At 40.0% G+C, this 20767-nt stretch carries 12 protein-coding genes and 1 pseudogene; 10 read left to right on the top strand and 3 right to left on the bottom strand.

All coding sequences use genetic code 11. The features are described from left to right. Positions 1-33 precede the first annotated feature (33 nt). From groL to BET10_RS14575, 3 genes are all read left to right on the top strand, one after another. The gene (gene groL, locus BET10_RS14595; protein WP_070986333.1) at positions 34-1683 is read left to right on the top strand and encodes a chaperonin GroEL; all 1650 of its coding nucleotides are present in this window, start codon (positions 34-36) and stop codon (positions 1681-1683) included. 1057 nt (positions 1684-2740) lie between these two features. Beyond that, on the top strand, positions 2741-4396 hold the full coding sequence (gene ltrA / locus BET10_RS14580) for a group II intron reverse transcriptase/maturase (protein WP_070986330.1): 1656 nt from the start codon (positions 2741-2743) through the stop codon (positions 4394-4396). Between the two features lie 67 nt (positions 4397-4463). Next, the gene (locus tag BET10_RS14575) at positions 4464-4793 is read left to right on the top strand and encodes a hypothetical protein (RefSeq protein WP_070986329.1); all 330 of its coding nucleotides are present in this window, start codon (positions 4464-4466) and stop codon (positions 4791-4793) included. Positions 4794-5266: 473 nt separating this feature from the next. Here BET10_RS14575 and BET10_RS14570 read toward each other — a convergent pair whose 3' ends face one another. Further along, on the bottom strand, positions 5267-7093 hold the full coding sequence (locus BET10_RS14570; protein ID WP_070986328.1) for a hypothetical protein: 1827 nt from the start codon (positions 7091-7093) through the stop codon (positions 5267-5269). Positions 7094-7614: 521 nt separating this feature from the next. On the opposite strand from BET10_RS14570, the gene BET10_RS14565 reads away from it, so the two are divergent. Then, positions 7615-8982 (top strand): hypothetical protein, encoded by a 1368-nt coding sequence (locus BET10_RS14565; RefSeq protein ID WP_070986327.1) that lies wholly within the window; start codon positions 7615-7617, stop codon positions 8980-8982. Positions 8983-9023: 41 nt separating this feature from the next. Here BET10_RS14565 and BET10_RS14560 read toward each other — a convergent pair whose 3' ends face one another. Next, on the bottom strand, positions 9024-9734 hold the full coding sequence (locus BET10_RS14560) for a hypothetical protein (RefSeq protein WP_070986326.1): 711 nt from the start codon (positions 9732-9734) through the stop codon (positions 9024-9026). A gap of 728 nt (positions 9735-10462) precedes the next feature. Here BET10_RS14560 and BET10_RS21685 point away from each other — a divergent pair. The 3 genes from BET10_RS21685 to BET10_RS14545 all read left to right on the top strand — a co-directional run bounded on the left by BET10_RS21685 (position 10463) and on the right by BET10_RS14545 (position 14858). Next, positions 10463-10834, top strand: coding sequence for a hypothetical protein (locus BET10_RS21685; protein ID WP_205987542.1), 372 nt, complete (start codon positions 10463-10465; stop codon positions 10832-10834). A 254-nt stretch (positions 10835-11088) separates the two neighbouring features. After that, a complete protein-coding gene (locus tag BET10_RS14550; protein WP_070986325.1) occupies positions 11089-13089 on the top strand; it encodes an ATP-dependent nuclease in 2001 nt (666 codons plus the stop codon). A gap of 2 nt (positions 13090-13091) precedes the next feature. After that, positions 13092-14858 carry a UvrD-helicase domain-containing protein gene (locus BET10_RS14545; protein ID WP_070986324.1) on the top strand — a complete coding sequence of 589 codons (1767 nt, stop codon included), beginning with the start codon at positions 13092-13094 and terminating at the stop codon, positions 14856-14858. Between the two features lie 343 nt (positions 14859-15201). On the opposite strand, the pseudogene BET10_RS14540 reads toward BET10_RS14545, so the two are convergent. Further along, positions 15202-16016 (bottom strand): annotated as a pseudogene (locus tag BET10_RS14540) (IS982 family transposase). Between the two features lie 775 nt (positions 16017-16791). Between BET10_RS14540 and BET10_RS21300 the strand changes: the two are divergent. From BET10_RS21300 to BET10_RS14525, 3 genes are read left to right on the top strand one after another with little or no spacing between them, the layout of a single operon-like run. Beyond that, positions 16792-17334, top strand: coding sequence for a DUF6932 family protein (locus tag BET10_RS21300; RefSeq protein ID WP_070986323.1), 543 nt, complete (start codon positions 16792-16794; stop codon positions 17332-17334). A 12-nt stretch (positions 17335-17346) separates the two neighbouring features. Then, positions 17347-19116 (top strand): calcium-binding protein, encoded by a 1770-nt coding sequence (locus tag BET10_RS14530; protein ID WP_070986322.1) that lies wholly within the window; start codon positions 17347-17349, stop codon positions 19114-19116. A 37-nt stretch (positions 19117-19153) separates the two neighbouring features. Continuing rightward, positions 19154-20764 carry an ATP-binding cassette domain-containing protein gene (locus BET10_RS14525; RefSeq protein WP_070986321.1) on the top strand — a complete coding sequence of 537 codons (1611 nt, stop codon included), beginning with the start codon at positions 19154-19156 and terminating at the stop codon, positions 20762-20764. Positions 20765-20767 lie beyond the last annotated feature (3 nt).

Raw genomic sequence — 20767 nt, 5'->3', positions numbered from 1 at the left:
CAAATTAACCAAATTTAATAGGAATTTATAATCATGGCAGCAAAAGAAGTTTTATTTGCAAACGATGCTCGCACTAAGATGCTAGCAGGTGTAAACATTTTAGCAAACGCAGTACGTGTTACTCTTGGCCCTAAAGGTCGTAATGTTGTTTTAGACAAATCATTTGGCGCACCTGTTATCACCAAAGATGGTGTTTCAGTGGCTAAAGAGATCGAACTTGAAGACAAGTTTGAAAACATGGGCGCACAAATGGTTAAAGAAGTAGCGTCTAAAGCAAACGATGCAGCGGGTGACGGTACAACAACTGCGACAGTACTAGCACAGTCTATCGTAAACGAAGGTCTAAAAGCGGTTGCCGCTGGCATGAACCCAATGGACCTTAAGCGTGGTATCGACAAAGCGGTTGCGGCAGCAGTTGCTGAGCTTAAAGAACTATCGGTTCCATGTGCAGACACAAAAGCGATTGCTCAAGTAGGTACTATTTCTGCAAACTCAGACGTTGAGATCGGTGACATCATTGCAAACGCAATGGAAAAAGTAGGCCGCGAGTCTGGTGTTATCACAGTAGAAGAAGGTCAGTCGTTAGAAAACGAATTAGACGTTGTTGAGGGTATGCAGTTTGACCGCGGTTACCTATCACCTTATTTCATCAACAATGCTGAAAAAGGTGCGGTTGAGCTAGATAACCCACACATCCTATTAGTTGATAAGAAAATCTCTAACATTCGTGAGTTACTACCGACGTTAGAAGCGGTAGCAAAAACCAGCAAGCCACTACTTATCATTGCTGAAGACCTAGAAGGTGAAGCACTGGCAACGTTAGTCGTAAACAATATGCGTGGTATCGTTAAAGTTGCTGCGGTTAAGGCTCCAGGTTTTGGCGACCGTCGTAAAGCGATGCTACAAGATATCGCAATTCTAACTGGCGGTACGGTTATCTCTGAAGAAATCGGCCTAGAGCTTGAAAAAGCAACTGTTGAAGACTTAGGTACAGCGAAGCGCGTTGTGATCACCAAAGACGATACAACTATTATCGACGGTGCTGGTGAGCAAGAAGGCATTGATGGCCGTGTTGCACAAATCAAAGCACAAATCGAAGAAGCAACTTCAGACTACGACAAAGAGAAGCTACAAGAGCGCATGGCTAAACTTGCAGGCGGTGTAGCTGTTATCAAAGTAGGTGCAGCAACAGAAGTTGAAATGAAAGAGAAGAAAGACCGCGTAGAAGATGCACTACACGCAACTCGCGCAGCGGTTGAAGAAGGCGTAGTACCGGGTGGTGGTGTTGCACTTGTACGTGTAGCAAACAAGCTTGTTGACTTATTAGGTGACAACGAAGACCAGAACCACGGTATTAAAGTAGCACTTCGTGCGATGGAAGCGCCACTTCGTCAAATCGTATCAAACGCAGGTGACGAAGCATCGGTCGTTGTAAACAACGTTAAAGCAGGTGAAGGTAACTATGGTTACAACGCTGCGAACGGCGAATACAACGACATGATCGAGATGGGTATCCTTGACCCAACTAAAGTAACACGTTCTGCACTACAATTTGCAGCATCAGTTGCAGGTCTAATGATCACCACTGAAGCAATGGTTGCTGAACTACCTAAAGAAGACGCACCAGCTGCTCCAGATATGGGCGGCATGGGCGGTATGGGTGGTATGGGCGGCATGATGTAGTGCGACGAGAGTCGCGTAGGTCGCTAACCTAGCAGGCTACACCGTAAGCAAGTACTTATGTACTTGCTCACCCACCTGCAAAAATTAGTAGTCGAAATCCGTTGGTCGGATCGCACAATCCGATCAACGGCATTCTCGAAAGAGAATGTTCGCCTGATCGTTATTGTCGGTCAGCATAAAGAAAATGGGCGCAAAGTGTTAATGTCTGCGCTGCCCTCAACACGTAGGTATCTAGAAGCATAGTCTTTTGTGCGAAAGGGAAAAAGAACGGCGGCGTAAGCCTGCCGACAATTTTAACCTTCGAGGATACTCCCGTCTGCTTGCCACTGCTGGCACGACTTATTGGAATTTTGCTGCTGGAGCGATCTCCGGCGTAAGCTGTTGTAGTTATTGTCTCACCGCTTTGCTTCGGCATTTCGGTAGCGAGACCTGTTATACGGCTAACAGTAGCCTAGGGATAGTGCGATGAGGGTAACCCCATGGTGCAAAGCTTCCTGACAATGTACCCCTGTGTAAACGGTGTCTTAACTCGTGAGAGTGGGCATAGTTGGCTAACAATGAGCTGGCTGGGGGCTAGGCTGGGCAATATGGTTAACGTAAGTGAACTGTTGATAAATACCGTCAACCGCAAAGAGCGAAATATTGTTGATGCGCTCTGACCAAAAGGTACGTGGTCGGTTAATCCTTTTACATCTGGGATTACGCCGTCTTATGACCACCGGTAGATAGACAGAACCTACGTTGCTCGTGTAACTACAATGGAACTCGGTAAGCCCGATTATTCGCCTAATTGCTGGTAACAGCAACACAGGCAGGCAATCCGTAAGGAGCGCTGTTGGATAAGCGGGTAAAGGATGTCTGACCAAGCGAATGCTGAACTGTAATGATTCGGATAGGGGTTCTAACTTTGCCCTAACTCGAAAGGGTGCCAAATTCAGACTGGTCTTTAATCGTGTGAAGGCGTGTAAAGCCATCTAACAAATTAACCCAAGCGGGGATTAGCTATCCCCGTAAGGGCTTGGCTTTTCTCCATTTTGTGGTTATGGAGGAAAGCAAGATGAGTACGGAACGAAAGTTCGATGTACCTGCGTTCTCCCACCTAACAAACAGCTGGCATACCATTGATTGGTATTCGGTTGAGCGCAAGGTGAGAGGGCTACAAGTACGGATCGCGAAGGCGACGAAGCAGCAACAGTGGCGCAAGGTGAAAGCCCTACAACGCATGTTGGTGCGCTCGTTTGCTGCCAAGGCATTGGCGGTTAAACGGGTAACTGAAAATCGAGGCAAAAGGACTGCTGGTGTCGATGGGGAGTTATGGAGTACACCTGAGAGTAAATGGCTAGCGTTGTTTCGGCTAACGCGTAAGGGCTATAAGCCCAAACCGTTGAGGCGGGTTTATATTCCAAAAGCGAACGGCAAGCGTCGACCGCTCGGAATACCAACCATGCTCGATAGAGCCATGCAGGCATTATACCTGCTGGCCTTAGAGCCTGTGTCGGAAACCACCGCCGATAGAAATAGCTATGGCTTTCGCCCGATGCGCTCAACGGCAGATGCGATTGAGCAATGCTTTGTGAATCTCAGTCGCAAGCATTCTGCCAAATGGGTGCTAGAGGGGGATATTAAAGGGTGCTTCGATAACATCAGTCATGACTGGTTACTCGCCAATATTCCATTGGATAAACGAGTACTCGGAAAATGGCTGAAAGCCGGTTACATGGAATCCGGTAAATTGAACCCGACTGAAGCAGGGACACCGCAAGGGGGAATTATTTCTCCCGTGTTGGCCAATATGGCGCTTGATGGTTTGGAAACGGTGCTCGAATCTCATTTTGGGAAGAAGAACACTAAAGCCAGCTATAAGACCAAGGTCAATTACGTGCGATATGCAGATGACTTCATTATTACTGGTATCTCACAAGAGTTGCTGGAAAATGAAGTAAAACCTCTCGTAGAAGCCTTTATGGCTGAGAGAGGGCTGACGCTATCGCCGGAAAAAACGGTGATAACCCATATTGACGAAGGGTTTGACTTTTTGGGGCAAAACTTACGCAAGTACAAAGGCAAGCTTTTGATTAAGCCAAGCCGAAAGAACCTGCGAACGTTTCTCCATAAAGTCAGAAACATAATTAGCGGCAATAAAACGGTGACGGCTGGTTTGTTGATACACATGCTCAACCCTGTACTTAGAGGTTGGGCAAACTATCACAGACATATCGTTGCCAAAGAAACCTTTAATTATGTTGATTATCGGGTTTGGAAAATGCTTTGGAAGTGGTGCCGACGGCGACATAAAAATCGTCGCTTACACTGGGTTAAGGCTAAATACTTTAAAACAGTGGGCAAACGCAACTGGGTATTTTCTGGTGAGTGGGAGGAGTCGAAAATACTTCGCCTGTTCTCATGTAACGATGTGGTGATAAAGCGACATACTAAGATAAAAGCAGAAGCCAACCCTTATGACTTAGCATTTGAGGAATACTTCGAGCAGCGCTTAGAGCGAGCTTGGCGAGAATCAATGCAGGGTAAAAGGAAAGTGCTAACGCTTTGGCTCAGGCAGCAGCAATGCTGTGCGATGTGCCGTCATAAAATTACCAAAGAAACAGGATGGAATATCCATCATATTGTGGAAAGGGTAAAAGGCGGCTCAGATGACTTGAGTAACTTAGTGATGTTACACCCTAATTGTCATAGGCAATTGCACTCAATTTAGGTCCGAGTACTTATGGCTTTTTTCATGGTATAATAGGTCTAAATTTAACCAGTATAAGGTTGCACTTATGAACAGTGATCATTTTGAGCTTTTAAATCTAGTTAAAGAGCAAGACGAAACTTACGGCTTTTATTGTGACTTTGATATTAAAAAGGCGACATTAATGTCACAGCTTATTTCTGAAGGATATATACAAGGTCAGGAACAAAGCCATGATAATGGAGTTATCTTTAGTAAAGTACAAATCACGATGAAAGGCATTTCGGCTTGTGAGAACTTTGGTAAGAAAGGATCAGAATGGACGCTGCCCAATAGACTGTCAGCTCTAAATATCTCAGTTGGGATATTGGGAATAATAGTTACAACCATAATTGCACTTTATATAACAAACGGTTGATCGCCGGTCTGTACTTAGGTACTGACTTATAAAGGCTTGAGCCGTATGCGGGGAAACTCGCACGTACGGTTCTTAGGGGAGGGGTAACCAGTAATGGTTGCTCCTTACCCGACAACATCAGCTCCTAAGCACTACACGCTTTAGAAAAACCCTAACATTTTGATGTTAGGGTTTTTTGTGCCTGAAATTTGCTAAAGCTTCATCATTTTAGGGATATAAACTGGGGTATCGATTTAACGCTCATGTGTTGTTTCTAGAGCCGTAAAAAGTGCGCTGTAAGGTTTTACGTTAGTTTCTTTTAACGCCTAGTGTCAGGGAAGTAGACACACCCACAACGAAACATGTGGCCGTATTTTCGATATGAATGGTATTAAATCCAATCCAACCCAATCTAATTGCTTTATGTCACAATCCAATCAGTGATGGGTGCAAAGCGCTTACAATAACGTCGCAAGCGCTTTTTTATTCGTAAATTAAGACTTATCGCTCAAACAGGTTGCGTTCGGGCGTTGTGAGATTCGTCTCCATACTCCCCACGGGTCCTCGGCGAAGGCTTTACTCGGAGCTGGTCCCCCAACAATGTACCACTCATTGCTATATTCATGGCAGTCGAGTGCGTCTATAACGGTGTTACCGGGTTGGTCATATAGTTGGCTAGGATCCCAATAGCCATCTTTTACTGGAGGTGGTGGGGTATGTGGTCCTTGCTCAAACAGACATTGTTGATTGTCAGTCATACTAAACTTTAGTTGAGCACTTAATGACACATAGCTTTCATCAATACTCGCTTTGAGTGTTGCAAGCGCATCATTCGCTTCATTTATACAGTTTAATGTTCCATCACTGGTATTAAATTGAATGAATTGGCCTTTGATATCAACAGCAATTTTATTTTTTGACAAGACAAATTCATTCACATCGGATTGGCCAGCTTCATTGTTGGCGACAACAAGTACAGTTTTTTGTGTCTCATTGTAAAGGTAGAACTGTTTTTTACCCTGTTCATCGTAGGGGCCGCCTTCGCCTAATTCGTAAATTGGTAGGCTAATAATAATACGTTCTAAGACTTTACCGAATTGGCTTTGATATGAGATTAAACTATTGGTACTTATGTTATCAAAAACGGCCTTAGCAGCAGACTTAGCGTTATCTATGTTCTTTTGTGAGTAAAAGCCATAATTTTGCAATAGTTCTAAGTAGTTGTTGATATCATCCCAACTTAGTTGTGCTTCATAGTGGCTTCCTTGGCGCGCGGCTTGAGAAAGCGTATTGGTCACATCAGGGATCTGTCTAATATAGCGGGCACCGAAGTCATTTTGCTTGTGGAAGCAAGTCCAATCGTCTTCTAAATCTTGTTCGATTTCCACGCAGTGATCAAAAACTTCCTGTGAGCGTAGTACTTGATCTTTTGCAGCATAAGGCCCTCGGTTGTACATAAAAGACATAAGCATAGATAGTGCGTCAGGATCTTTAGATTGCTGTAAAAAGAGATGCATTGAATCTTGAGAAGAGTCAGAGCCTTGGTTCCAAGGTAATGAGCCACTTACTATTGCTAGCGCAGAGCCGTTGTAAAAACCACTGCTCAAAGATGAACCGAGTATATTGCGAGCCGGTCCCGTATGTGAGCTTAATACCGTTTTTGGGTCAAGGTTTTTAAACGGAATAGGGAACCCGCCTCCAACAACGCCCTGCAATTCTGACCAAGCACTGCCAGGGTATTCGATTTGTAGTACGCCATCATCTTCTTCAACACCACTAGGTAGGTCCTTACCAAGGGAGCTTTCTTGTAGACCTTTTGATACAAAGTAGTTTGGATTCATTTGTCGTTCAAAATAGTCACCGAATAGTTCACCAGTCGCGAACGGTTGGGATAAATCAAACGTACCATTAGTGCCCTTTTTTAAGCCGTATTGCATTTGTACACGGCTCGATGCACTGGCATGGGCAAAAGCGAGTGCCCACAGCTTGTGTTCGGTAATAGTATTTGAGGATGGAATACCTCGTACGCTTAGGTTTATCTCGTTTGGAAACTCAGCATACCAATCAATGTGGTAAAACTGACCTGGTTTATTGCAACCTTCTCTATCAATATCATATCCTCCATCGGGAGTTTCTATGATCTCACAGTGGTAATTCACGGTTATTTTGTCGGCAAGCAAAATGCGGTAATCCACATTGCCGTTATGAGTTGGCAATAGTTGGCGATATTGAGCCAAGTCAATTGTTTTTATTGCTGAAACTTGAGTGCTTATGCTGAGCAACAGCGCACTACAAATAGAGTGAAGATGTATTTTTTGCATATGTTAGTTTCTCATGTTGTATCGAAATATATTATTTTGACATCGCTGTCAAAGGTATAAAATATACAATGTTGATCAAAAAACATACTATGTAAAGGTTTTCAATTTACTTTTTATTGCAAAGTTAACTAGGTTTACTTGCAAAGTGTAAGATTATCAAACATTTGTGTTTAATTGCACAGACTGTGACCGATATGTCCTCTTTCCTTAACAGGAGATATAGATAACATCATGAAAAATAATAAGTTTATTTTCTGTTTGCTCTAGAGGTATAAAGTGGAGTATCGATTTAACTCTCATATGTCTCTTTAAAAAGAAGTTCAAATTAAGTGACTAGTGTCTAGGCGCGGCACTATATGGGGCCGCTGCTTTCTACCGTGCTCTTCTTCCTACATAAGTTACTTAAGCTCAACAAGATCTAATATAAAACGAACGCCAATAGTTAAAAAACAAACAATTGCAAATGTTTAAATTTATGTTTACTTTAGTGACGCAATGTAAATTCAATAAGGAAATTAAATATGAAAAAACATGCACTTTCGCTTTCTCTTTTCTCAATTCTAGCTTCAACGCATACTCTTGCCATTGACCACGATTTGGAAAATGCTGGGCAGGTTAAAAAATTTATAAATAACGATTTAAACACCCCTGTTATAGCCAAGCAAACTAAACGCTTTACTGGCGCGACTATTCAGTCTGAAACTGTTGAGGCGATTACACCGCAGTGTCCAACACTTTCTACAGGTAACCTATATACACTTAGCAATTCTAACGCTGGTGATAATATTTGTTACCACTTTGAAATTACTGAAAGAAGTAAAACTACGGCTTTGTTGGTCGGTCAGTCTCAAGGAACGAATGTTAACTTAAGTATTATCAAACATAATCCTGATAATACGTTTACAGCCATTGGTAGCTCAGCAAATCCCGATAACCAAGACGAGGTTGTTTTAGCTCTTACGGAGCCTGGGCACTACTACTGGTTTATGGAAGTTATAGAATCAGACGGTGCTGCATATAACTTCGGTGCGGCAGTTGCTAACAACCTTGATTCCTACGAGTTTAACGACACTGTGGCTTTATCAACAGTACTACCAGACAGGCAGAATTCGATAGTTGGTAATATGGACAGCATTAACGATGTTGATTACTACCAATTTACTGCGGTTAGAGGACAAGATTTATCACTGAGTTTTTTTGATGGTTTAAGTGATGAATACGTAGTTGAAATTTATAATAGCGGCTGGGTACCCGTAACACTTAATACCTATCAAATTATTTCTAACTTACAAGAAAACCAGTCGATTAATTTAAGAGTCAGCGCAAATAAAGCATTACCAGCTAACCCAGAAAATAGCTATACGCTAAATATTGCGTCTATAGTCGCATCGTTTAGTAATCATGTTATTACGGGCGAGAGTAACGTTAATCGTATTCCATATTCGGCAAGACACTACTTAGGCCCATATCTTACAACGCAAGCATATAGAAAGTTAAATTGGTCATTGGTACTTAAAGATACTACGGGCGCACCAATTGAAGGAGCTATCGCACAATTTACCTTTATTAAGAATGCCAATGATCCTCAGAACACTTTGACAACTTACAAAGTAAACTCGGATGGTAACGGAGCCATCTCAGAGCAAATCAACCTAGGTGCTTGTAATCCAAATGCCACTGGCATTGAGCACACAGAATATAGTTTTGGCTATAAAAATGAATGGCGCTCTGATGTTGAAGTGGGCCTATGGCGCATAGACATTCCAACAAACAGAGGTTTTGATGAGAAAGGTAGATTAGATACCATCGGTATTGGCGGTGACAATGTACCTTATGTTTACTTCGGTCACATTTGTGATCAAGATCTAATCTCTAGTAACCCATCATAACAATATGAGGGCTTCTATGTTGTTTAGAAGTCCTTTGTCTCTTAGTATTTACTTGCTTTACTACTCAGTTGCGCAGAAATATTATCGTGTAACTTCATCCAGTTACTTTCATAACCCCATGCACTTTTAAACTCATCATTGGCCTTTGAACTGTCTAGCATATCTTTAAGATCAAAAACTTGTGAGAAATTTTCTTCGTTAACGTCATACCTTGCCCAGCCACGTACTTCCATATCAATATACTTTAAATAGCTAGACTTAAAGTCATTTGCAGCGGTAACAAACTCATCGTTGCTATTGAGTGTTTGTTCTACCAACGTGCGTTCATCTTCGGTTAAAGAGCCCGTAACTTGTAATTCGCCAGATTCCGTTATCGAAATGCCCCAGTCTTTATTTGCAAGCTGTGGGTGCTGTTCATTCAGCTCAGACATAATACCTTCGTATTGCTTAGTCATTCGCTCAACTGATTGAGAAAGCTCTCCGCCTGGTGTGTATAGGTGAACGGTTGCGAGTGCGATATCATCCAGCGCCTCATCTACCGTTTTTGTTACAACTTCATCGTTAGATGATATTGAAAGGGGTCGATCATAAGTTGGTGTAGGATCTTTGACTGAGTTTTTATGATAGACGTCAGCAAGCATGCCTAGTTTATTTGACAGTTCAGCTTTATTGCTTTGTGGTGACGCTTGCTCTTTATTGGCGAGAGAAGCGGCTGGTTGTATCAAGTTACCACCTTGTGTACCAATTTTCATACTTTTTTCCTTGTATGTTTCAATCTATAAACTTGTTATCGACACGTTAAGTACTCTCTTTAACATATTCAACTAAAGAACCAAAAAATACAAAGTCGATTGTTAACTAATATTTGGCTCAGACCTAATGTGCAACGAAAAAAGTGTAAATTATCACTCTGGTATATACCAGTTTGGTATCAATAGAAGTTCTGTTGATATATATAACCACATGAAAAATAAATAAATTTAGTTTTTATTTCACTCTAGGGGTATAAGGTGGGGTGTCACTACTTTCTCCCGTGTTGATAATTCAATGAAAACAAAATCTTAAGCTCTATATGGGCGGTATGATGTAATAAACATCAGCCCTTAAGCACTAAACGCTTTAGAAAACCCTAACAGTTTGATGTTAGGGTTTTTTTGTGTCTGAAATTTGCTAAAGCTTCATCATTTTAGGGGTATAAAGTGGGGTATCGATTTAACGCCCATGTGTTGCTTCTGGAGTAGCTTGCACAAAAGGAAATGGGTTTGTTCAGTGTGGGTCCGTTGTGATCGGCTAATTTTTCTCAAAACTTTGCCCTGTGCAGTTGAGCTAGGACATAGCTTTGAGCACCACACATTAAATTTAACCTTTTGTTTACCACCTGGTTTTGTGTTGGTATTCTGGGAAGTAAGTGATTTTGGCCGTTGTGGGGTGTTTACCTCCCCATTTTGATGGGGAATGAGGTTTCTCTAGAGGGAATAAAGTGCTAGTTCGTAATTTGAAAATCGATGATTTTGAAGACTTTGCTAGTAAAATGAGCGGGTTGGTTTTTCACGCCACAACTCTGGAAAATTATAAATCGATATTGTCTTCTGGGGGGCTGCTTGCCAATTTAGATGGCTCTCGAAGTTCAGTGTTTGGAAATTCAAACGGTTTCTTTCGTTTACGATCTTGCGTGTCGTTTTTTGATTATCGCAATTTAGACGACAAGAAAGTATATCAGCACTTGTTTAAGTGTATTCCTACAAATATTGCTCGAGAGCATGCTGCAATGGCTGTGCTAGTTCTATCGAAAGATGCATACTCAAACCTGCAATTATGGACTGCCTGGGAGCAGGAAAAGCATATTCACTAAAAGTGGTACCAAGAATTGAAATTGGTTACCCAGACTTTGTGCCGATGAGTAGCATCGATAAAGTGCTCATGGTGAGTTTCACTAGTTAACAGAAATTTGAAAGTGGGTCACAACGCTTGGTACTTTCACTTTAAGCAAGTTTAGTGTTTATAGCGCAGAGGTTTAGGTTGGGTGGTTCGTTGTGTATATCTTAATTTAGCATTATGTTTTTTGGAATCTCAGGAACTCCATCTCACTCGTTTTAAGGAAAAAGAATGAAAATAAAAAGCGCCCGTATAAAAAACTACAGACTGTTAAAAGATGTCAGCTTGACTCTAGATGACAGAGCAACCCTTATTGTTGGGCGTAATAATACGGGCAAAACTTCTCTTGCTGAAATATTTCGAAGCTTTTTAAATCCGGCTGGAGTTAAAGTCCGTTATGAGGATTTTAATCAGTCATGCTTAGCTGGTTTTAATGAGGCTTTAAATGCCTATAAAGCTAACCGAGAAGATGAAGAGATTCGTCCTCTAATACCAACGATAGAGTTAGAACTGCGAATCGATTACAAGGATGACGAGCACGACTTTGGATCTTTAGGTGATTTCATAGTTGACCTCGACGATACATTATTCGAAACCTGTGTATTGGTTTCCTATCAGTTAAAAGGTGGAAAGATTAAGGAATTTTTTCAGGATTTAGATATCGCTAATCGTAAGAAATATTTTTCTGAATTAAGAAACCTTATCAATCAGCATTTCGAAACCGCTATATATGCCATTGAACCTACTAATTCTGGCAATAAAGTCAGGCTGGAGTTTTCAGCATTTAACCGATTGATATTGTCAGGTTTGATAAACGCTCAACGCGGACTTGATGATGAAACTCATAGTGAGCGAGATGTTCTTGGTAAATCATTGGGAAATATTTTTAAAAGTGCTAACAGCACTGGAGCGCCTGAGGCATTTAAAGCTAAGTCTGAAGAGATCAATAAAGTTGTAGAAGAACTGCAAGAAAAAGTCGATACTGATTTTCAAGGGAAAGTTAAATCGCTTTTACCAACACTGAATATATTTGGATATCTAGGCTTGAAAGATCCAAACTTAAGTGCAGCTACGGAGTTGAATGTAAAGTCACTTCTGGAGAGTAATACCAGAGTGTTTTACGAAGGCGATGACCACTTTACTCTGCCTGAAACCTACAATGGTTTAGGTATCCGAAATTTGATTTTTATTCTCTTTCGCATCTATGAGTACTTTAGAGAGTTTCAGTCCCAGCCTACTCCTCCGAAAGGGCATTTAATCTTCATTGAAGAACCGGAAGCGCACCTTCACCCACAAATGCAGGAAGTATTCATTCGGCAGCTTGAGGAAATAGTCGGAGAGTTTCAAAAACAACTTAACGATGGAAAGTTGTGGCCAGTTCAGTTTGTGGTCAGCACGCACTCTTCCCATATTGCCAATGAAGTAGATTTTAGCAAAGTGCGTTACTTTTTATCTAAGAGTGGAAAAGAAACTAAGGTAAAAGACTTGGGAGAAGCGTTTGGCAGCGAAGATGTCAAGGAAGACAAGGAATTTTTGCACAAGTACTTAACACTGACAAAATGTGATCTTTATTTCGCGGATAGGGCGATTCTTATTGAAGGCGCTACTGAAAGAATTCTTCTGCCCGAGATGATCAAAAAAGTGGATGATTTGAAACAGTGCGGTTTGCGCAGAAAGTATATGTCTGTAGTCGAGGTGGGCGGCGCATATGCTCATCATTTTTATAAATTCATTGACTTTCTTGAACTTAAGACATTGTTCATTACTGATTTAGATTCAGTAAAGAAGACCGAGGGTGAGAAGAGAGCAACATATCCGGCTTCCTGTGTGAATGAAGGTACACATTCAAGTAATGCAGGCCTGTCAAATTGGTTTGGTATGAAAGGGTATGCAAGTTTAGATGATATTAGTGCCAAAGAAGAGAACTCCAAAGTTTCAGGATGTCGGAGATTAGCATTTCAGATCGACGAAGATGAAAAAGCTCTATGCGGACGTAGCTTTGAAGATGCTTTTATTTTGGCCAATGTAAACCTATTCGGTTTACATGATTTAGAAGGGGTAGAGTTGGAGCGTCGCGTTTTTGAAAGGGCTAAGGATATAGGAAAAGATAGCAAGGCCAATTTTGCCATTGAGTATTCTATTAAAACAACAGATTGGGTCGTGCCTAAATATATTTGTGAAGGGTTAGAGTGGCTAGATAGCGATGATGCAGTCAAAGCGGAGGAGGCTTAGCCATGACAAAGATAAGCCCAGCCGAGCAGGCTTCTATCGAGGCGTTAGAGAAGCTCAGAAATTGTATCAACAAACACCAGAGTTTCCGTTTGGAAGCTGGTGCAGGTGCGGGAAAAACCTATTCTTTGATTGAGTCGATTAAGTATCTGATATCCAATCGTGCAGATGAATTTTTAGGTAATCGGCAGCAGATTGCTTGTATTACATACACAAACGTCGCAAAAGATGAAATAAAGGATAGAACGGACCATCATCCTGTTATTTTTGCAGATACAATTCACACGTTCTGCTGGAATATACTTCAGCACTATCAGGTAAAGCTCCGAGAGTACCTCCCGAAGCTAGGTGAAAAATGGCTACAGCGAATAGATGAGGCAGGGGGCGTTACCGATCAAGTGGTTAAGTATGAGCTTGGATTTCCTGCGATTAATGAATATGAGATAAATTTGCACCATGATGATGTAATCACGTTGATGGCTCATATACTTGCTTATCCAAAATTCCAGAAGCTATTAAAAAGCAAATTCCCGATAGTATTCATTGATGAATATCAGGATACCGATATCAAGCTAGCTGAAAGTATTGTCTCCAACCTAATTAACAATGACTCTGGTGTAGTTATCGGTTTATTCGGCGATCACTGGCAAAAAATCTATGGCTCTTCGGCTTGTGGTTTGATATCTAGTGACAAAGGAAAAATAGTAGAAATCGGAAAGAAAGCAAACTTCCGATCAGACAAAAATATAGTCAGTTGTTTAAACAGAATGAGACCTGACCTCCCCCAAGCTGAATCAGAACCAGACTCAGAAGGAGTGATAAAAGTTTTCCATTCTAATGATTGGGTAGGTGTACGGAGAGATGGTTCAGGTGGTGGGCATTGGAAGGGGGATCTTCCAGAAGATAGTGTAAGAGAACATGTAGAGAAAACGAAAAAGTTAATGCGTAGAGACGGATGGGATTTATCTCCTGACAAGACGAAAATCCTTTTCTTAACAAACAATCTCATCGCCAGTGAACAGAACTTTAAGAATCTATCGGACTGTTTTCGTTACACAGATGATTATCTCAAAAAAAATGACAAATATATCCAGTTTTTTCTTGACGTGATAGAACCTACAGCACTTGCATACGAGCAAAAGCTGTATGGTGAACTATTGCAAATCAAAAAGAAAAACCATCCACAGTTGAAATGCCAAGCTGATAAAACTGAGTTGATTAACAATCTAGGGAAAGTAATGCATGCAAGAGCCAATTCTACTATTGGCGACTTGCTGGATCTTTTGATGAGAACTAAGGTGCCAAGACTTTCGTCAAAAGTAGAAGAGGCTGAAACACGATATAAGGAGCTTACATTAAAGTCTAATGATGAACTGGAAGAGAGTGAATTGAGATTTGTTGACAAGCTTAGTAAGTTGCGCGCTGTAAAGTATTTAGAGGTTGTAAACCTGAGTGAATACATCGATTCAAAGACGCCCTTCTCTACGAAACACGGTGTGAAAGGCGCAGAGTTTGACAATGTACTTGTCGTTTGTGGTCGCGGCTGGAATCAATATAACTGGAACCAGATGTTAGAGTGGATGGATGGAAACTACCCTAAAGATAAGCAAGGTACATTTGAACGGAATCGCAACTTGTTTTATGTCAGCTGTTCGCGAAGCAAGCACAATCTATCTCTGCTGTTTACACAGGAGTTATCTGCAAAATCAATTGAGGTGCTTGAGCGGATATTTGGTAAAAACAACGTGCTAGGTGATCCGATTGGAGCTTAGGAAAAGTCTTAAGGGATGATTGGAGTTCAACATGTTCTCTTCACATTTTTAAATGTGTGAAAAAATAGATAAATTTATCTTTGATCCCACTCTAGGGGTATAGAAAGGGGTATTACCACTTTCTCCCATGTAAATAGGGTAATAAAAACAAAGGTTTAAACCTGGTTTGGGCGGTGTGATGTAGTAAAAATAGGTCCAAATAGCTTTTTAGGAAAACCCTAACACATTGATGTTAGGGTTTTTTTGTGTCTGAAATTTGTAAAGCGTCATCATTTTAGGGGCATAAAGTGGGGATTGTTCATATCCCTTAACATGAGACATGTTTAATTGACCTGAGAACGGTTTAAGCCATCAATTCAAAGACAGTAATTGATGGCTTTGTTTCTTTGCTACTGAACGCAATCAGCGGCCCTAATACCGTTAATATCAACCTTTGCAAGCTTCTATGCCTCGAGTGCTCCACACTTAGCTGATATTCTTAAGCTGGTCATTGACGGTTTCAATAATAAAGCGCTTTGATAGCATGGCTTTATCCCAAGCAGAAATAGCTTTAGCTTTCATATTACTACGAACATTGGTGACAAACTTGAACTCTTGCTTAGACATTAGTTGCTCTAATTTGTTACTAATATAACCTTTGTCGCCATATTAAAGTTTCTGTTAGATTTTGAGCAAGCTATTCAACTGGTGCTGTATTGTGCTTATTCGCTGGCGTGATTTTTGCGGCAATTATTTCACCTTTATGATTAATGATTGGGTGAAGTTTGAATTCATAATACCAGCCTATTGTACCTCTACCTCGTTCTGCTACACCAGCAAACGTTTTATGCCTTGGTATTCTCAAATTATGGCAGACTTTGATACTCGTTGAGTCCATAAAGTAAATGTCACTATACATTGACTTTAGAGTTTTAAAATAACCTGAAAGTGGAGAAACAACACGAGGCATAAGCTCTAAAAGCCTTATGTAGGTCAGCAATGTCGGAAAGTTTTTTTGTGAAATCGTGCAATGTAGCCTTTATAAAAGCTTCTAAAATCTCGCTGATGTGACATATGAAATAGAATAATGACAGTCATTATTTAAGCCATGGTCATCTGACAAGCCCTTTCTCTTTTTATTTGACCTTGCTTTATCTAGTAGACGTACCATTTCGGCAAAAAAACTTTTTATAAATCATCGAGATCGGTAAATATCTCAACTAACTTATTCATGTTAGTTCCTTAGTCGGTCACTTTCTTTTTGGTCGAAAGATCTGATCTCGGAACAGGCTTATAGATCCCTTGTTTTTAAATTTTTATCCCGAGTTAGGGTTATTTACAGAGATGACATTTACCTGCAAACCACAGATTGTGCTGACTTAAATACAAATAACGCGCAGCTGAAGGTGCATAGCTCACCCAATTGCGTAGCTTGGCTTTTAAAGGTCTTTTGTCATAGTACCTACTATCCCCTGTCGTGTTCTGATTGAGTTGTGAACCATTAGGCCTTTTACACGAAAAGTAGCCGTCATAAATTTTGTTTTTATGCAAAAAATCTTAAATATTACAAAGTATAAACTGTATGTGACAGGTAAGCTTTTGTTTTATCTGTTAATTTATTTTATTTTTGTATTTATAGGGCAATAGGCTTGTAGGTAGGAGGTTAACGAAGTTGAATAGTGCAAAAAAGCGAATTCTATTTACTGAAAAATACACCATTTTCATTTTGTTGATTTAGTGGGAATTAATAGGAACGATTGGGGTAAATGTAAATCTATTTAGAAAAAAAACAGCAGGCTAAGATTCTAATGTGTATTTTTTACTGACTACTTGACGTGGAATGATTTTAGGTAAATTATTGTAAACAATGTGTTGTAATTTATTAGGATGTAATTATAATTCGCGCCAATTTTCTAATTTGTTAAATAATGAGTGTAATTTACATTAAATAAACATGAGCCTGATTGAATCTATACCTAGTCGGGATGAGATGATATTTGATAAACGAGGATGCTTGCCACTGGTGTTGCCTAGTTTCCAATCAATTAAATACATGTCTCCATACACTGTGGATTGGACAAATTTTCAAGAGAACTTCGTTTTCAATAACCACAGAGCTCAAATAGCTACAAGGTTTCAGAAGCTTCTAAACAAGATAGAAGCGCTGGATATTGAGGTTGTACGCATCTACATCGGTGGGTCGTTTGTAACCAAAAAGCCGAGCCCTAATGATATTGATGTTCTAGTTTGCTGGATGCCAAGAGTTAAATTAAAAAACAGACAACAACTCAATGCATTTATATCCGAAAGGGGAGCGGTTTTTGACCGAGGTTATGAACAAGGTCACAGTGGATTACAGGTACATTTTCAATGCCTGCTTGGAATAGAAAGTCGTTCTGTACATATGATATCTAAATGGATTTTACTGAATTCTTACCACAAAGATTCTGAAATTCACAAAGGAATCATTTGTATACAGGGCAAAACACACACATAAAAGGAAAATAAAATGTCTGAATGTTTTGGTGGAACAGTTTGTACCATTGGAGATGGTCCTGGCCCAGATCCCGGTTTTGATTGGGATTGGTACTTTGGTGATGATAGAGACGGCGGCGGCGGCGGTGGAGGTCGTGATCGCGATGGCGGCGGCGGTGGCGGTGGCGGCGATGACAGTGGTGGTGAACCAGCTTTCGACACTCATCAGGCTGCTGATTTTGTAACGGCCGCAGCTAGATTGAAGGCGGCCTTAAATAGCGAAATGCTCCAGAAAGGATTGACTACAGCACAAAAAACCAAAATAGGTAAAATAATTAAAGGAATAGATGAAATTATTGACAAGGTTAACGCTGGAACTCAGTTTGGTGACCATCTATTTTCATCTAACTGGACTGCCGCAATGTCTGAGGCTATTGGCTTCTTAGCTGCTGCTGGCCTTGTTACTGTAATTGGAAGTATAACTAGTTCAGCGACCGTCTTGACTCTTGTTGGTATAGTAACCGCTTATACAGTTGAAACATTAGCGAATGAAGTCCTCGACGCAGCACCTGATTATTATAATGACTGGCTTCCGCGTCCTGATTATCACAATGATGACTATTGGGGTGATTTCAAGTGTAATGCGACAGGTGGATGGGATTGTGATAACTGGGCAATCCCTCCTATTGCGATCGATCTAGATGGTGATGGTGTAGAATTTCTCTCTAAAAAAGAGTCTCAAGCTCGCTTAGATATGGATAATGACGGTTTTCAAGAAAAGGTGAGCTGGGTCTCTGCTGATGACGGCCTATTGGCATTAGACTTTAACGGCAGTGGTACTATTGATGAATTATCTGAAATTTCATTTGCTAGATTAGCGGGAGCAGGCTCTAGTGATTTAGAAGGTCTTCGAACTTTAGATACAAATCAAGATAATATATTTGATCAAGCTGATGATGCATATGCATTTGCATACATCTGGCAGGACCTAAATAGTAATGGCGTTCAAGAGCGAGGCGAGTTAACGACTTTAGCTGAGCGTAACATCGCAGAAATCTCTCTTAAAGGTCAGGAGTCTTTTACTTTCGAAGATGATGTAAGCATTGTTCATCATATGACTTACACGATGTTACATGATGGGCGGTCGATTACAGGCAAAGCTGCGGATGTAGTTTTATATGGAAATTTAGGTTCTGGCATCAAAGAGCTATCTGATTCTGAATCTCGAGTAGAACTGCATGAGAACGGAAAAAACACGCTTGACCTTAGTATGCAACGAGGTTCTGATGTTGTTGTCGGAGAAGATAGTTATTTTGGTGTTAGCCAATTTTATGCAGTTCAGACTGGTAAAGGGCATGACACTGTTGAGGTTGTTTCATCTAATAATATCAAAATTGAAACAGGTAAGGGTCATGATTCTATCAATGTTAGAGTTGCGAACAGTTTAATAGAAGCTGGTGCCGGAAAAGACCAGATATATACTGGGTCAGGAAATGACAGGCTCGTTGGCAATCAAGGAAATGATGTGCTCTCTGGCGGTACTGGTAAAAACATGTACTGGGGGGGAGAAGGTAAAGACACCTTCATTGTTGGCCAAGGGAAAGATGTCATTATGGACTTCGAACCAGGGGTTGATTCTATTGAATTAGATGGTATTGACAGCTTGATGTTAGAAGACTCTATTCGTCATGCGACCTCACTAGAAACGGGTGTTCGTTTGGACTTTACAGAAGATAAATTTCTGATTTTTCATGGGATGTCTGTGGAGTATATCTCAGATGTTGATTTTGTAATCTCTGAATAATATAGGAGCCCATGCTATTGCATGGGCTATTTTATTTATGTTAATAAGCGAAGTATTCGGCTCTTTTAAAAAAAGAGCTGGTTTATTTGTATTTTTTAGTCTTTTAGTTAATTTTTCACACTTTATTTATCCAGTATTTATGCTGGAAGTATACAATTCAATTTTGGTTTCTTATAACTTTGGGAATCTTATGTTCTTATTTTCTATCGCAATTTTTTTGTCGATAGTCGGCAGTAAATCAGATTCTGCAAGAGAGCAACTATTAAAGAATTTAGCACTGGAGGTTCGAAGTGTTGTCTATCGGGATGTCATTAGGTTCTATACAAAAAAAAACAATATAAAATCTAACAAAAGTTCAGATTTAGACTTGGTTTGTGCACATATTGCGCAGGGAGCTCCATCCAAAGTTTTTGACTTTCTTTTCTTTCCTATTTTTCTATTTTTGATGTTTTATATTCATTTGTATTTCGGTTTAGCATTGCTGGTAATTTTTTTAATATATTCCTCTGTCAATATTTTTCCACTGATTTTAGATAGTGAAATTCCCGGTAAATCAAGGCTGTTGGTTTTTGAGGGTACGTTAAAAAATAACTTTTCTATCTTCTCAAGAGGGGATGTTGCTAAACCAGTTTTAAATAATGCATTAATAGAACATGAAAACTACTTAGGAAAAAGCTTAGTTAAACATGAAAAGGATGAGCTATTTTCTTTTTTTAATGGAATAATAAAAAATTCAGGTCAAATAATAATACTTGCAATCGGTGCATATTTGGTTATAGAAGGAGAGTTGTCTCCTGGCTTGATGATCATTGCGTCATTAATGTTTGGTCGGACATTACAGCCTCTTTTTGGTCTTTTTTCATTTATAAAAGCACTTCCATCAATAAGAGCATCTTGCCGAGATATTGATGAGGTGATGGAGAGTGTTAGAAACACAAAACCTAATTTTAACAATATAATTGAATCAGATATAAAGTTAGAGAAAATCATAGTGACAAATGATGGTGGAGTTAAGCCAATTATTAAAGGAATCTCCTTTTCTTTGCAGAATAATCAGCTGGTGGTTATAAATGGTAATCATAGTTCAGGTAAAACATTACTTCTAAAAGCTATAGCAGGAATCAAGGAGTTAAAAAGTGGTTCTATTACTATAGGTGGGAAAAGGCTTACCTCTCCGGAGGATTTCGGTGAACAAATATATTATATTGATGATGAAAAGAAAATTATAGAAGGCACAATTGAAGATAATATATCATTGTTCAGAGGAGGTGATAGGGACGAGATTTTAAATCTCACCAAATATTTTGGTATTCATTATGTAATTGAATCATTGCCAGATGGCTACGGTACATATATAGATAGAAATTCATCAGTTATATCAACTACGGTTAAAAAGTTGATTGTTTTGTGTAGAGCATTTGTGATTAAACCAAAAGTGATAGTGATGGACGACCCAGTTTCTGACCTTTCCGTTTTTTATAAAAAGAAACTTTATGATTTAATAAAAGACTTTAAAAATAGTGGGGGAACTGTATTGATGTCTTCAACAGAGATGGTTCTTCCGGAAAACACTGACTTGGTTGTTACTCTGGATAATGGTTTGATTTCGAGTGTTTATGACCCTAAAAAGCCGAAAGAGGTTGCTTAGTTT

Source organism: Pseudoalteromonas amylolytica, from assembly GCF_001854605.1.
In the GTDB taxonomy this organism is placed as follows: Bacteria; Pseudomonadota; Gammaproteobacteria; order Enterobacterales; family Alteromonadaceae; genus Pseudoalteromonas; species Pseudoalteromonas amylolytica.
Note: the sequence above shows the minus strand (reverse complement) of the source record. Positions and strands in the feature narration are given on the sequence as shown.